Raw genomic sequence first — 14,794 nt, 5'->3', positions numbered from 1 at the left:
CACGTCACTCGCCGGACGGGCCGGCAAAGTAGGCCTTCTCACGCTGCGTTCGCTCCTTGAACAGAGGTGCCAGCACTTTCTTCAGCAAGGCACTGAGCGGCACGACCGTGACAATCAGGCACAACAAAAACAGGATATACAGCACCAGCCCGACGGCGCGACGGCGGCTCTGCTGCGGGCCGAGGGCGGCGAGCAGGCGGCTCCACAGCTGAAAGCTGCGGTTGCCGACCTTCTCGCTGGCGATCAGTTTCTCGTCGATACGCACCGCGCCCAGGCCTTTGAGCATGGGCTGCTCGATCGGCAGGTCATCGGCGGTCAGGCGCTGCGCCATGGCCTCGCCGAAACGGCTGGCGGCGGCTATCTCGGCCGGGTCTATACCGGCCCGCGGCACCCAGCTATACGGCTTCTGCCGGCCGGTAAACAGCCACAACGGCGTGGCCAGAAAGCTCGCCGCTGTGCCACAGGCATCGGTCAGGGCGATATTGTCCACCAGCCGAGCACCCAGCTCGCTCAGGCGCCGCTTGAGTTTCTCCTGAGCCATCAGCCACATATTGCGACAGCCGATCAGCGTCACCACCGGGGTGTCCTTGAGCAGCAGCGCCGCCTCCGGTGAGGCGAGAAAGGCGGTCATCGGCTGCGAGGGCGAGAGGAACCACACCTGATAGGCCAGGATCACCAGGTCATAGCGCTTGTGCGCATCCACCGCCAACGGCAGCAAGGGCTGCGGGCGCATCAGCACGGTTTCCGGGAAGATGCGAAAGAAGTCGAGAAAGGGCCAGGGAAAGGGGTAAGGTTGCGCCGGTTGCAAGGGCAGAACGTCCAGCTGGATCTCGCCGTGCTGCTGCAACGGCGCGCACACCGACTGCGCCAGCCTGTCTAGCTGGCCGGTTTGCGAAAAATGGACGATCAATACCTGACGCATTGCCTGCTTATTCCCTGCAAATGGCCGAATTATGCCACAGAGAATTCTTCGAACCGTAAAGAAGGTCGGCTATCAGGCTGGCCTATTGCTGCTATTGGGCTGCCCGCTGGCGCAGGCTGGCGACATTCTGGTCAATGTCGAAGGGATACAGGCCAAGGGCGCCATTCACCTGGCGCTGGTGCCTGCCGAGAAAGGCCCATGGCCGGCGCAGGCGCTGCGCCAGCTGAGTAGCGAAGACAGTGTGCTGCGTTTAACTGATCTGCCGCCTGGGCGTTACGCCATCCAGCTGTTCCAGGACAGCAATGGCAACGGCCGCCTCGACCAGGGGCGACGCGGTATACCCCTGGAGCCCGTGGGCTTTTCCACCAACCCGCCCCTGCTCAACGGCAAGCCGGCGCCCAATGACTGCCTGTTCGAGCATGGCGCGGCAGACACCCGGCTGAGCATCCGCCTGCATAGCCCCAAGGCCAAACGCTAAAGGCTACTGCAGCCCTTTGCCGGAGAACATCAGCACCTTGTCGCCGGCGTATTGCACGCTGATAAAACGCTGCTCATCACCCCAGGTGCAGCTGGACATGCCCAGGGCCCCGGCGCATTCGTTGGGGCCGCCGAGCAGGCTTTCCACTTCGGCCTTGCCCATGCCGGGTTTGAGTTTCGAGTAATTGTCCTGGTTGACCTTGCTGCAGGCGGCCAGCAATACACAGCAGCCCAGCAAAGCGAAAGCACGCAACGACATGGCACAGACTCCACAGAGAAGAGAACGCCAAGCTTGGCACAGCGCCGCCTGGCGTGCCCGCTTGGAGTTCAGAAACGCGAGCCAGGCTCCTGCAGGAACTGCAGTTCTTCCGCGCTGGATGCGCGGCCGAGCACCGAATTGCGATGGGGGAAGCGGCCAAAGCGGGCGATCACCCGTTGATGGCGCTCGGCATAGTCGAGGTAGCCGGCGAACAGGGCCTGCTCGCTAGCCGTGGCGTTCGCGCACAACTCGCTGAAATGGCGCAGCGCCTGGTCCTGCAGCGCCAGGTCTTCGGCATGTTCGAACACCAGGTAGACGAATACCCGCTGAATCGGCCTCAGCTGCCGATCCCAGCCACGCGCCACACCGGCTTGCACCAGTTGCTGGGCCAAGGGATCGCCGGCAAAGGCCCGCGGGCTGTCGCGAAAGAGCATGCGTGGCAGCTGGTCGAGCAGCAGGATAGTGGCCAGCCAGGCCTGCGCATCGACCTGCCAAGCCTGCAGCTCGCCCGCCAGGGCCTGCTCGACCCGTGCGGCGAAGCGCTCGCGCGCCTCGTTATCCTGGCTGTCCCGCTTGCCGAACCACAGCCCACTGCGCGCGGCCGCCACCTCGGCAGCCGTCGCGGCGGAACCGAACCACCAGTCGAGCAATGGCTGCCAGGGCTGCTGCATGGCTCAGGCCTGGTGGTAGCCGGTGACGCGCTCGACTTCGTCCTTGGAACCCAAGAACACCGCCACGCGCTGGTGCAACGAAGTCGGCTGGATATCGAGAATGCGCTGGGTGCCGTTGGTGGCCGCGCCGCCGGCCTGCTCGATGATCATCGACATCGGATTGGCTTCGTACATCAGGCGCAACTTGCCCGGTTTCTCCGGCTCGCGGCTGTCGCGCGGGTACATAAACACGCCGCCGCGGGTGAGGATGCGGTGCACGTCGGCCACCATGGAGGCGATCCAACGCATGTTGTAGTTCTTTTCCAGCGGCCCGGCTTCGCCGGCCAGCAGCTCGCTGACGTAACGCTGCACCGGCGCTTCCCAGTGACGCTGGTTGGACATGTTGATGGCGAATTCCTGGGTGGATTCCGGCACCTTGATGCTGTCGTGGGTCATCACGAAACTGCCCAGCTCGCGGTCCAGGGTGAAGCCCTTGACGCCATTACCGAGGGTCAGCAGCAGCATGGTCTGCGGGCCGTAGATGGCATAACCGGCGGCCACCTGCTGGGTGCCCGGCTGGAGGAAGGCTTCTTCGCCCAGGTCACCCTCTTCGCCGTTGCGATCCGGGCAGCGCAGCACCGAGAAGATGGTGCCGACCGAGACGTTGACGTCGATATTGCTGGAGCCGTCCAGCGGGTCGAATACCAGCAGGTAGGCGCCTTTCGGGTAGCGACCGGGAATCTGGTAGGCGTTGTCCATTTCTTCCGACGCCATGCCGGCCAGGTGGCCGCCCCACTCGTTGGCCTCGAGCAGGATTTCGTTGGAGATCACGTCGAGCTTCTTCTGCACTTCGCCCTGCACGTTCTCGGTTTCCATGCTGCCCAGCACGCCGCCCAAGGCACCCTTGGAGACCTGATGGCTGATCGCCTTGCAGGCGCGCGCTACCACTTCGATAAGGAAACGCAGATCGGCCGGGGTGTTGTGACTGCGGGTCTGCTCGATCAAATAGCGACTCAGGGTAACGCGGGACATGGAAGGCTCCGGGAAGGAAGAAAAATCGCGCGCAGTTTAACCCTTTAGCGGCCCGCGCGCCTTAGCACTGGATAGAAGGAACTGCAAAGAGTAATGCCCAGCCGCTCAGAACCTATTCAAAGTCTCGCGAGCTAGAGTCATGCAAGGCGCTACGTAGTAACAGCCGAAGGCTGGTCAAAGCGCCGAGGAAGCGCAGTTTACGAGTTGTAAATGAGCATGACTCGTTTCACTCGCCCTTCGGGTCGCGCTAAAGCGCGTTAGCCGCAAGCGGCTTTCCGAGGCTGTTTTTAACGCCGGATGGCCGACGCGCAGCAGACTTGTGGCAGGTTCTTAGGCCAGGCTGCAGACCCTATTACGCCCTTCGTCTTTGGCCTGGTACAGCGCGGCGTCGGCCACCTGCAGCAGTTCATCCAGCACCAGGCCCTGCTCGGGCCACAGCGCCAGCCCAGCCGAGAGGGTGACGTAGCGGGCGCCGCCACGGGTGGGCAGCGGATGGGCGGCCAGGCTGCAGCAGATGCAGTCCAGGCGCTGACGCGCCTCCTGGGCATCGGCGCGCGGCAGAATCAGCAGAAACTCTTCGCCGCCAATGCGAAACACCGCATCCGAGCTGCGCAGGCTGTCCCGCAGATGCTCGGCCACGCCCTTGAGCACGTCGTCGCCCTCGAGGTGACCATGCTCATCGTTGAGCCGCTTGAAGTGATCCAGATCGATCAGCGCCAGGGCAATCGGCGTGTGCTCGCGCTGGGCCAGGGCCAGTTCGCGGGCAAAGAACTCATCCAGGTAGCGGCGGTTGTACAGACCGGTCAAGGGATCGCACAGCGCCTGTTCCTGCAGCTGCTCATGCAGGTTGGAAATGGTGCGCAGGCGCTCTTCGCTGATGGCCAGGGCCTCGGCCAGTTTCAGCTCACTGAGATAACGCTGGGTGACATCGCGCAGATAGAGCATCCGCCCGAGCACCAGGGTGCCGCGGTGGGTAATGCGCTCGATGGCGCGGACACGCACTTCGAAGTAGCGCGCCGAATTGGCCAGGGTCAGCAACTGCTCCTGCTCCAGTTCGTCCTTGCTCTGGCGGGTCAACAACGCCTGCAGATCCGCGCCCAGGATCGGCCAATCCGCCAGCGTCCGACCCTGCCATTCATTGGGCAGGCCGGCGAGTTTCAAGGCCGCCGGGTTGGCCTCGATCACCCGCAGCCGCGCATCGACCACCAGCACCGGGTCGAGCAGCGCATCCAGCAACAGGTGGCGGGCGATCGGCAGCAGATCAAACAGGCGCACGCCGACTATCAGCCAGGCGAAAGCCAGCAGGGTGAAGGCGAAACTGAAGGGCGTCGGGTCGAAGCCAAACAGCATCCAGTCGAACACCACATAGCTGATATTGGCGGCCCAGGGCACCGCCGTGACGAACACGAACGCCAGGTAATGGCGCCGATGCACGCCATAGCTGACCAGCGCCGCACGCAGCACCACGCCCATGCAGAAGGCCATAAACAAATACACGTAGACCGCCGCCGCGTAGAACAGCGGCCCGTGCTGATAGCGGATAGGCGCGCCCGGCGCATCCGTCAGCGGCGCGGTGCCGGCCCCGTAGAACAGGCCATGCCAGGGGTTGCTCAGGGCCATCAGCCAGATCAGTAAGGGCACCACGACCAGCCCCAGGGAGCTGCGCACGGGCAAGGGCTCGCGCACGCTGTTGACGTATTGCCAGAGGAAGATCGCCCAGAAGGTCGGCACCGCGAGAATCCCCGGCCAGGCCATGCTGGCCCAGAACACCTTGCACTCGGCGCCTTGCGCGGCCATTTCCAGGCTGGCGGCAAACATCCACCAGAGGCTGGCCAGGTGCAGCACGATAAAACTTTCCCGTCCGGGGAAGTAACGCTGCTGCTTGACCCAGCGCGCCAGCAGCAGCACGCCGATGCACACGCTGGCGGTCAGCAGGACCGGGCCACTCAGCGCCCAGGCGGAATCAGCGCAGGCATTCATCGGCTGTGCGCTGCAATAAACGAGAGCTGAATACGCCGGCAGAGAATACCTGCCAGGCCCCCAGAAACGCTGGCGGACAGTGCCCGCACCATGGTCGAGATAGAAATACGCAAAGGCCTTCCTGACCTCAAACGCCGATCGATTCAAGCGGCCAACGATACTGTAAAAGTCATCACCCAACATGGGTTATTTATGGCTATGCAGCCGTTACAGATTGCACGCAAACCCTGGCCCGAATCGTAGGTTGGGCTGAGCTGCGCGAAGCCCAACAAGACCAACAAGGTACAAATGGGCGGCAAGGAATGCGCCCGAACCATCGCGTTGGGCTTCGTCGCTGCGCTCCTCAACCCAACCTACGCGGCTCGCCCATGGCTTTGTTTATACCGCCAGGCCAGCAGCCCGGCTCAATCGGCAGCGGGCCGGCGCAGCAGGCTGATGGCCATCAATCCCAGCAAGCCGACCCCCAGCAGCAGTACCGCCCACAGCCCCCAACGTTTCCAGCCCGAGTCGGCGGCCGCGACCGCGGCCGGCAACGCCGCCGCGGCGGACTCCGGCGACAGCTCGGCGCGCCCCAACTGCTGCAGGCGCTGCGGCTGATAACCGGGAATCAGGGTGGTCAGCGGCAGCGCCGCCGACTGCGCCCCCGCCCGTCCCACGGCCAGGCGATAAGGCGGGCTGCCGCGCTGCAGGAACACCAGCTGACTGGCGCGCACCGCCACCCGCACCGCCGGCGGCTGCTCGCCCAGACCGCCACCGCGCTCATCCACCTGCAGGCGCAGCTGCTGCACCGGCCAACCCGGCAGCTGCAACTCATCCTGACGGATTTCCACGCCATTTTCCGGCAGGCGATACAGCAGGCCATAGGCCAGGGATTGCCAGGGCCCCTTGGCCTCGCGGCGGCCATTGACGCGGATCGGCGCCAGGCTGTTGGCCTGGTTGAGTTCGACCTTGATCCGTTCCAGCGGCAAGGCCAGGGGCAGCTGCCACTGAGGGTGACCATCCGGGCTACGCGTCGCGGCCAGCGGCTGCGACCACACCAGCGGCGCCGGCGTGCTATCGCTGCGCCGGCTGCGCAGGCTGGCCGCGCTCAGTTGCGGCGCCTGCTGCGGGCTTTGCCAGAGCAAACGCAAGTAGCGCGCCTGACGCCCCGGCAGCTCGACCTGTTGCTGGTCGATGCGCTCGCCGCCGAACGACAGCCGCGCCAGCTGCCCAGTGCCCCAGGGTTGCCAATCCTGCAGGTCATCGCTGGCCTCGATGCTGAAGCGCTGAAACCCTTCCTGGCCACCTTCCCAGTCCAGTTGCAAACGCACCAACGCGGCGTCTATGCCACTGGCGTCCAGCAGCCAGCCGCGCAGCAGCGCCGGCTTAGCCGCAGCGCCCTGCTCGTCGCGCAGTTCGATCAGGGTGCCCGTGGTGCTGCGCTGCACCCGCAGGTTGGGCACGCCGCTGGCGTCGCCCTGCTCGGCATACAGCGGAAACCACTTCACCGCCTGCTCTCGCTGGCTGTCGCGCGCCTCGCTCTGCCCGGGTTCCAGGGCATAGGCCAGCGCCTGACCTTCGGCGTTGAACACGCGCAGGTCGCGCAGGTCGCCGAAACGCGCGGCGAAATGCAGGGCCATGGGCACCTCCAGGCGATACCAGGGGCCTTCGCCAGAGAGGCTCAGCGGCAACTGCACGGCGTAATCCTCCAGCTGCTCCTGGGCCTGGCTAAGGGAACTGAACAACAGACCGGCGAGCAAACCCCAACCGACATAACGCAACTTGACCATCCTCATAACTGCTCCTGGACCTGCTCTGCTTCGGGCTTGCGTGGCGGCAGCGGGGCGAAATAGCCGACCACCAGCAGCAGCACGCCGACCCCGATAAAGGACACTATGCGCTCCAGGCCACCGCGGTTGCCCAGCTCGACGAAGAACAACTTGGCCACCACCACGGCGATCAAGGCCGCGCCTATCAGCCATAGCTCGCGCTGGCCACGGCGGTGGCCGAGCACCATCAGCGGCAGGGCGATCAGGGTCCAGACAATGGACAAGCCGGCCTGCACCAGCATCGAGTCCAGCAGCGCATCCAACTGATAGGGCACGCCGCCCCAATGATGGGCCGTGCGCATCACCATGGCGGTGAGCAGGGCGAACAGCGAGGCCCCGGCCAGCAACTGGGCCAGCCACTGGCTGCGCTGCTGATCCAGGCCCAGCTCGGGCAGCCCCGTACTCGACCAGGCGAAGACGGCGCCCAGGGCGAACAGCAGCCCCAGTTCCAGCGGATTGAGCAATGGCAGATAGGCCAGCGGCTCGGCATCCCCGGCGCTCGCCGCGTTGGCCAGCCAGAACCAGCCGAGCATCAGCAGCGCCAGGGGCGCCGCCGCCAGCACGCGGTATTCCCGTGGATAGGCCGCCAGCGGCCAAGGCCACTGCCGCGGCAAGGACATCAACCATAAATAACCGCTGGGCAGCAGCGCCCAGCCCAGCCAGCGCCAGGCGTTGTAATGCTCGGACAAGGCGAAGAACAGATAGCGCAACTCCAGCGCCAGCACCCCCAGCAGCAACCAGCAACCCAGCACATGGGCCGCGCTCAGTGCGCCGGCCGGCAGCTGCGCGGCCAGCCGGCGCAGCGACCAGAAATGCACGGCGAACAGCAGCGCCCAGGCCAGCCAGCCAAAGTACGCCGCCGGGTGATACTGCAGGTGCCAGGCATGCAGCAGCACCACGCCGGCCAGCGGGATCAGCAGGCAACACAGCAGCGCCAACTCCGGCCAACGGGTGCGCGGCGCCAGCCAACTGGCCGCCGCCACGCTCAGTGCGGCCAAGCCCAGCAACACGGCCGTCTGCCATTCGGCCCCGACAAAGCGCAGCACTTCGCCGCTCAGGGCCAGGGCCCACCAGGCCGCGCCCCATACCAGCAGCAGCTGGGCCAGGCCGAGCAGGCTGAAATTGCCCAGGGCACTGGGCGCTTCGCGGCGCGCCAGCTGCTGCAGGCGCCAGGCGCCGACCAGGGCGGCGAGGCCCAGCACCAGCGGCGTCCAGAAATCCACATGAGCCAACGGACGCAAGCCTTCGCTGCTGAGCTGGCCGTACAGCAGCGGGCTGACGCTAAGAAACACCAGCCCTGCCAATGCTTGCAGGAGCAGGCCGAAGACAAAGCTGGCGCGCTGCTGCAGGTGCAGGCTGAGCCAGATAATCAGCAGGCCGCTGCCGCCCCACACCGCGCTGGCCGTGGCCCAGGGCAGGACGAACAGCACCGCCAGATTGAGGAACACCAGGCCGATCAACAGCACCAGCGACAGGCCGCGCAGCAGCCGGCGATCGGCGCTCACCTGGGGATCGCGCGCCGCCAGCAGCATGCCGGCGATCAAGCCCAGGCCGATCAGCGAGGAGGTCAGCAGGCCCTGCCAGCCGGCGGCAAAACCGCCGCTGCCGGTCAGCGCATCGCCGGCCATCTGCAGCATAAATACCAGGCCGCCGAGCAGCTGCACGGCGAAGGCGCTGAATAGGAAGCTGCGCGCCTGCAAGCGCAGGCCCACCAACAGGGTCAGCAGACCGGCCACGGCCCAGCTGATGGCCGTGCCCTGGGCATCGAAGCACAGCGGCGCCAATAGATAGACGAAGGCCAGGCCGGCGCAGGCCAGCACCGGCAAACCGCGCCGCTCCCAGCTGCTGCTGGCCTCGGGCGGGCTCCGGCGCAATTGCCAGTAGCTGAACAGCAAAGCCGCGCCGAGCATCAGGGCGCCCAGCGGCGCACCTTCCAGCAGGGTCAGATAACCGCCCTCCAGCTCCATAAGGAAGGCCAGCGCCGCGCCGAACTGCAACAGCAGGGCGAAGGCCCGCGCCAGCCCGCGCTGCTGGCGCAAGCCCAGCCAGTAGATGCCCGCCCCCTCCACCGCCCAGGCCGCCGAGGTCCAGCGCGCATCCAGGCCCAGGGGAATCGCCAGGCTGCCGAACACCACGCCTAGGGCCAGGCAGGTTTCCACCAGCAGCAGGGCGCGATCCGCGGTGCGCCCGGCCAGCAGCCGCGCCAACAGCAGGTAGAACAGGCCCAGGGCCAGGGCGCTAAAGGCCGCGGCAAACTCGATATGCCGGATCAGTGCGAACTGCAGGCCGAAGCCCACCAGCGGCGGGCCGAACAGCACGGTGGCGTCGATATAGTCGCCTTGCCGCGCCGCCCACTGCAGCAGCTCGCTGCGCTCCGCGGGGGCGTCCTGGGCCTCGCGCAGCTTGCGCCGGGCGAACAGCAGGCCGATGGCCACGTACATCAGGAAGAACAGGATCAGGAAGGGCTCGGTGCTCCACAGCAGCTCGGGCTTGTAGGAGCGGATGCCCCAGGCGAAGCCGATGCCGAAGGTGCCGAGGAAGCCGATCAGGTTGAGCGGGCGCCAGGCCTTGAACCAGGCGATGGCGAAGATCCCGGCATTCAGCAGGGCGAAGTAGCTGAACAGCGCCACATGGTTGCCGCTGCCGGTGGACGTCAGAATCGGCGCGGCAAAACCGCCCAGCGCCGCCGCGGCCGCCAGACCCAGGGCATCCTGCTTGACCGCCAGGATCGCGGAAAACAGCGTGACCAATACCAGCAGGCCCAGGGCTATGCCCGGGTCGAGCAGCGGGTGCAGGCGCATGGCGGCGAACACCGTCAGGTACAGCACGGCGATGCCGGCGCCTTGCAGCATCAGGGCATAGGCCGGGTTGCGCAGGCGCAGCCACCAGCCCAGGCCGAGCAAGGCCACCGCGCTGGCGGCGACCCCGGCGTAACGCAATTGCACCGGCACGACCATGCCTTCGGTGGCGTAGCGCAGCAGGAAGGCCAGGCCGAGAAACAGCAGCAGCACGCCGACGCGCAGCACCGTATTGCCGCCGAACAGCCAGTTCTTCGCCGCGCTAAAGGCTCGCTCGAGCAACGACGGCTCGCGCGGCGCCGCGGGTTTCCAGGGCGTGGCGGGCTTGGCGGTGATTGTCGGTTCGGGCGCCTGATAGGCCGGGCGGGCGGCAACCGGCTCGGCGCTTTCGGCCGCCTCGGGCAACTGGAAATCCAGGGTCCAATCCAGCTCGGGTTCGGGTTCGGGCTCGGGCCCAGATCCAGGCATTGAGGCCATGGCCGGCGCAGGCAGCGGCGGCTCGGCTACGGGCGGGGTCGGCGCGGCCGCCTGCTCGACCGCGCTGGCAGTCGGCTGCTGCTCTGCAGTGCCGGCCGCGCCGCCCTGCTCCAGCTTGCGCAGGCGCTCATAGAGTGCCGCGGTGCCCTGCTCGAAGCGCAGGGCAAAGGCCTTTATCTGGCCCTGCAGCAGCGCATTCTCGCGCTCCAGCCCTTGCAGCTTAAGCGCCTGACCAAGGCCCAGGCCGACCAGTGCGCCGAGGATGGCGCCGGTCAGCGACTCATCGGCCAAGGCGCCCAGCACCAACCCGACCAGCATAAAAATCCATTGCATGCCGCGCGTCCCTCCCAGATAGATCCAAATGCCCTGTTGTCAGAACCTGTTTACGATCTCGCGAGCTAGAGCCAGACAAGGCGCTACGTAGTAACAGCCTCCGGCTGGTCAAAACGCCGAGGAAGCGCAGTTTACGAGTTGTAAATGAGCATTCCGAGGCTGTTTTTAACGCCGGATGGCCGACGCGCAGCAGATCGTAAACAGGTTCTCAGCTGCAGGGATTGAATGGGCAGCAGTATAGGAGCACGTCTGCTGCATACCCAGAGAGACGAATGCCGGACCTATCACAGACACATAAAGATTTTCCCGGCCGCTTCGCGCAAAAACATGACCAGCCGGCAGATAGTCATTCACAAATGGCCCAGGGCCGCTATCATCGCCCGCCGCACACTCGATGCATGTCCGCTCCGATGAAAAACAACCTGATTGCCGCCGCCGAACTCGACCGCCTGGACACCTGGGCCAAATACACCGCCGATATGTGCCACAGCTGCATGTCCAGCTGCTGCACCCTGCCGGTGGAAGTGCGCATCAACGACCTGATCCGCATCGGCGTGGTGGATGAATTCGAGCGCGGCGAGCCGCCGAAGAATATCGCCAAGCGCTTGCAGAAGGACGGCATAGTCGAGCGTTTCAACCAGAAGTCGGGGATCTTCACCCTGACCCGCATGAGCAATAACGACTGCCTGTACCTGGATCGCAAGACCCGCCTGTGCACCATCTACGACAAGCGCCCGGAAACCTGCCGCAATCACCCGAAGATCGGCCCGCGGCCGGGTTATTGCGCCTACAAGCCGAAAGCCTAAAACAGCCGAGTCGCGGCAATGCGACACATCCCGGCGCCGCTGGACTGCCGCTAGACTGGCCTGATAGGCCAACTACCAGCGATAGCCGCGCATGAATTCGCTCACCCCGCACGTCACCAGCCAGCACGATCTGCGCTTCCACCCGGAGCGCGAAGCGCTGTTCAACGAGCTGCACACCCGCCCCTTCCCGGTGCTGCCGACCCCGACGCGCCTGGCGCAACTGGTGCTGCTGCCCGACGCGCAACAGGCCGACGCCGAATACCAGCACCTGCTGCGCCTGTGCGAACGCCATGCGGTGCTGCCGCCCTCGGCGCACTCCTCCTGCTATTACCAGGACTTCGGCGGCTTCGAGCTGCGCTGGGAGCGCCACACCGAGTTCTCCACCTACACCCTGGTGAGCAAGCAGGTGCAGGGCCAGCCCTTTAGCCAGGATGCCCTGGCCTTGCTGCCGGAACACTGGCTGCAACAACTGCCGGGCCGCCTGATCAGCAGCAACCACCTGGAAATCATCGCCGCCCCCGCCAGCGAGCCGAGCCCGGATGAGATGCGCCGGCATTTCGAGGGCCAGCGCCTGATCAGCTCCCTGGTCGGCGATGGCCAGGCGCGCCTGTGGAGCGCCTACCGCATCCACAGCGATGGCAGCGGCCGCCTGCTGATCCACAACCGCGGCCTCAATCCCTGCCAGAGCGGGCGCCTGGTGCGCACCCTGCTGGAGATGGAAACCTACCGCATGATGCTGTTGCTGGCGCTGCCGCAGGCCAAGGCCATAGCCCCGCAGATCAAGAGCATGGAGCAGCAGCTGGCCGCCGCCATCCTGCAGATCAACCAGATCCGCGACCTGGGCGACGAGCGCCGCCTGCTTGGCGAACTCGGCAGCCTGGCGGCACGGGTCGAACAGCTGATCGCCGCGCACAACTTCCGCTTCTCCGCCAGCCGCGCCTACCACGAGCTGATCATCAACCGCCTGGCCGAACTGCGCGAGCAGGAATGTCCCGGCCTGCAGACCTTCAGCGAATTCCTCAAGCGCCGCCTGACCCCCGCCTGGCGCACCAGCGAGGCGGCCGAACAGGGCCTGGGCGACCTGGCGCGACGCATCGACCGCGCCAGCGAACTGCTGCGCACCCGTATCGACCTGACCATCGAAACCCAGAACCAACAGCTGATGCAGGCCATGAACAAGCGCAGCCATATCCAGCTGCGCCTGCAACAGACGGTGGAAGGCCTGTCGGTGGCGGCCATCAGCTATTACCTGGTGGGCCTGAGCAAATACCTGGCGGAATCGGCCAAGGCCCTCGGGCTGATCGACAGCAGCGCCCTGGCCACCGGCATCGCCGTGCCGCTGTGCGTGACGGCGGTCTGGCTGGGCATGCGCCGGCTCAAGCGCAGCCTGCATCTGCCCGGTGAGCACGACTAAGCGCTGGCGCAGGCATTGAGCCGGCTCGCGGCATCGGGCACTCTCGACGCCTTCACGCCCGAGCGAGACGCTTATGCAGGCCGACGCCTTCCCCGATGATGCCGCGCAGAGCGCACGCACCCGCGCCACCGTGCTGCGCTACCACCTGAGCTGGAAGGCCCGCGACCTGGACGCGGTGCTGGCGCTGTATCACCCGGATATCCAGTACCACGACTTCTACCAGCAGCGCTGCATGGGCCAGGCCGAGCTGCGCGACTATGTGCGCGCCAACCTGCCGCGCCAGGCCGATGAAGCCCTGGAGCACAGCGACCGGATTCGCGTCGACGGCCACAGCGCCTTTATCCAGTACCGCTTCTGCCTGCACGGCAGCGCCGGCCTGGTGTCGTTCCGCACCGGCGAAGCCATCACGGTGCGCGACGACCTGATCTGGCGCGTCAACGAATACGCCACCCTGGTGCGCGAACCCCAGACGGACAAGCCGGATGGCCGGGCGCGGCCGCCGAGCAGCCGCCTGGGCTTGTCGGCGCGCCAGCTCGGCCTGCTGGCGCAGGACCTGGAGCAATACGTACGGCGCGCCAGGCCCTACCTCGACCCGCAGCTCAATCTGCAACAGGTGGCCGCCGCCACGGGCTATAGCCGCAACCAGATCTCCCACCTGCTCAACCAGGTGCTCGGGCAGAGCTTCTACCGCTATATCAACCAGCAGCGCCTGCAGCATCTGCTCGCCGAACTGGAGCCCAGCAGCGACCTGCAGCGCATCGACGAACTGGCCTTCGCCGCCGGCTTCAATTCGCTCTCGGCCTTCTACAACTGCTTTCGCCGGCACACCGGCCAGTCGCCCAAGGCCTACCTCAAGCAACGTTCCTTGCGCGCCCGCACGCAAGACAAGCCCAGCGGCACCGACTAGTCTGCGCCCACAACAGCCTGCCGGAGCAGCACAATGACCCCCTGGCGCACTATCAGCCTGTGGATGGACCAGCTGGACGAGCCCCTCTCGCCCCGCCCCAGCCTGGAGCATGACCTGCAGGTCGATGTGGCGATTATCGGCGCCGGCTATACCGGCCTGTGGACGGCCTACTACCTGAAACGCCAGGCGCCGCAGCTGCGCATCGCCATACTCGAAGCCGAGACCGCCGGCTTCGGCGCCTCCGGGCGCAACGGCGGCTGGCTGATGGGCAACCTGCTCGGCGAAGACCGCCTGCTCGCCGGCCTGCCCAGTGAGCAGCGCCACGCCGCCTATCGGCTGCTGCATGGCATTCCCGATGAAGTGGCGCGGGTGCTCGCGGCGGAAGGCATCGCCTGCGATTACCGCAAGGCCGGCGTGCTCTATTGCGCGGCGCGCTACCCCGAGCAACTGAGCAGCCTGCGCGAGCACCTGGCCGCCCTGCGCGCCCAAGGTCTGGATGAACAGGATTACCGCTGGCTAACCCCCTTCGATCTGGGCAAGCAACTCCAGCTGGCCAATGCCTATGGCGCCATCCACAGCCCGCACTGCGCCACCATCCAGCCGGCCAAACTGGTGCGCGGCCTGGCGCGCTGCGTGGCGGCCATGGGCGTCGAGTTGTATGAACGGAGCCCGGTGATCGATTGGCGCCCCAGCCTGCTGCGCACCGCCCAGGCCAGCGTGCGCGCCGACTGGATAGTGCCCGCAGTGGAAGGCTACGCCGCCAGCCTGCCGCCCCTGGGCCGCCACCAGTTGTCGGTGCAGAGCCTGCTGGTGGCCACCGAGCCGCTGCCCCCTGAGGTCTGGGCCGACATCGGCCTGGAACGCGGCCAGGCCTTTAGCGAGAACAGCCGCCAGGTCACCTACGGCCAGCGCAGCGCCGACGACCGCCTGG

12 protein-coding genes are annotated in these 14,794 nt (G+C 66.2%); 5 read left to right on the top strand and 7 right to left on the bottom strand.

Annotated elements, in window-relative coordinates:
* Positions 1-4: 4 nt before the first annotated feature.
* Positions 5-922 (bottom strand): dialkylrecorsinol condensing enzyme, encoded by a 918-nt coding sequence (locus Q8Q83_RS07720; RefSeq protein WP_305622579.1) that lies wholly within the window; start codon positions 920-922, stop codon positions 5-7.
* A 31-nt stretch (positions 923-953) separates the two neighbouring features.
* On the opposite strand from Q8Q83_RS07720, the gene Q8Q83_RS07715 reads away from it, so the two are divergent.
* A complete protein-coding gene (locus tag Q8Q83_RS07715) occupies positions 954-1,400 on the top strand; it encodes a DUF2141 domain-containing protein (RefSeq protein WP_305622577.1) in 447 nt (148 codons plus the stop codon).
* Positions 1,401-1,403: 3 nt separating this feature from the next.
* On the opposite strand, the gene Q8Q83_RS07710 is transcribed toward Q8Q83_RS07715, so the two are convergent.
* From Q8Q83_RS07710 to Q8Q83_RS07685, 6 genes are all read right to left on the bottom strand, one after another.
* Positions 1,404-1,658 (bottom strand): hypothetical protein, encoded by a 255-nt coding sequence (locus Q8Q83_RS07710; protein WP_305622576.1) that lies wholly within the window; start codon positions 1,656-1,658, stop codon positions 1,404-1,406.
* Between the two features lie 68 nt (positions 1,659-1,726).
* Positions 1,727-2,329 carry a DUF924 family protein gene (locus Q8Q83_RS07705; protein WP_305622574.1) on the bottom strand — a complete coding sequence of 201 codons (603 nt, stop codon included), beginning with the start codon at positions 2,327-2,329 and terminating at the stop codon, positions 1,727-1,729.
* A 3-nt stretch (positions 2,330-2,332) separates the two neighbouring features.
* Positions 2,333-3,340, bottom strand: coding sequence for a class 1 fructose-bisphosphatase (locus tag Q8Q83_RS07700; RefSeq protein WP_305622573.1), 1,008 nt, complete (start codon positions 3,338-3,340; stop codon positions 2,333-2,335).
* A 330-nt stretch (positions 3,341-3,670) separates the two neighbouring features.
* The gene (locus Q8Q83_RS07695; RefSeq protein ID WP_305622571.1) at positions 3,671-5,320 is read right to left on the bottom strand and encodes a histidine kinase N-terminal 7TM domain-containing protein; all 1,650 of its coding nucleotides are present in this window, start codon (positions 5,318-5,320) and stop codon (positions 3,671-3,673) included.
* A 404-nt stretch (positions 5,321-5,724) separates the two neighbouring features.
* Complete coding sequence (locus Q8Q83_RS07690; protein WP_305622619.1) at positions 5,725-7,089, bottom strand: DUF3999 domain-containing protein; 1,365 nt, start codon at positions 7,087-7,089, stop codon at positions 5,725-5,727.
* A gap of 2 nt (positions 7,090-7,091) precedes the next feature.
* Positions 7,092-10,736, bottom strand: a complete 3,645-nt coding sequence (locus Q8Q83_RS07685) for a DUF2339 domain-containing protein (protein WP_305622570.1) — start codon at positions 10,734-10,736, stop codon at positions 7,092-7,094.
* 410 nt (positions 10,737-11,146) lie between these two features.
* Here Q8Q83_RS07685 and Q8Q83_RS07680 point away from each other — a divergent pair, with 410 nt between their 5' ends.
* From Q8Q83_RS07680 to Q8Q83_RS07665, 4 genes are all read left to right on the top strand, one after another.
* Positions 11,147-11,542, top strand: coding sequence for a YkgJ family cysteine cluster protein (locus tag Q8Q83_RS07680; RefSeq protein WP_305622568.1), 396 nt, complete (start codon positions 11,147-11,149; stop codon positions 11,540-11,542).
* Positions 11,543-11,633: 91 nt separating this feature from the next.
* The gene (locus tag Q8Q83_RS07675) at positions 11,634-12,956 is read left to right on the top strand and encodes a DUF3422 family protein (protein ID WP_305622566.1); all 1,323 of its coding nucleotides are present in this window, start codon (positions 11,634-11,636) and stop codon (positions 12,954-12,956) included.
* 73 nt (positions 12,957-13,029) lie between these two features.
* Positions 13,030-13,863, top strand: a complete 834-nt coding sequence (locus tag Q8Q83_RS07670; RefSeq protein WP_305622564.1) for a nuclear transport factor 2 family protein — start codon at positions 13,030-13,032, stop codon at positions 13,861-13,863.
* Between the two features lie 33 nt (positions 13,864-13,896).
* Positions 13,897-14,794, top strand: an 898-nt coding sequence (locus tag Q8Q83_RS07665; RefSeq protein ID WP_305622563.1) for an FAD-binding oxidoreductase, incomplete at its 3' end; no start/stop codon positions are given.

Origin of the sequence: Pseudomonas sp., assembly GCF_030696055.1 — a bacterium.
Classification (GTDB): Bacteria; Pseudomonadota; Gammaproteobacteria; order Pseudomonadales; family Pseudomonadaceae; genus Aquipseudomonas.
Note: the sequence above shows the minus strand (reverse complement) of the source record. Positions and strands in the feature narration are given on the sequence as shown.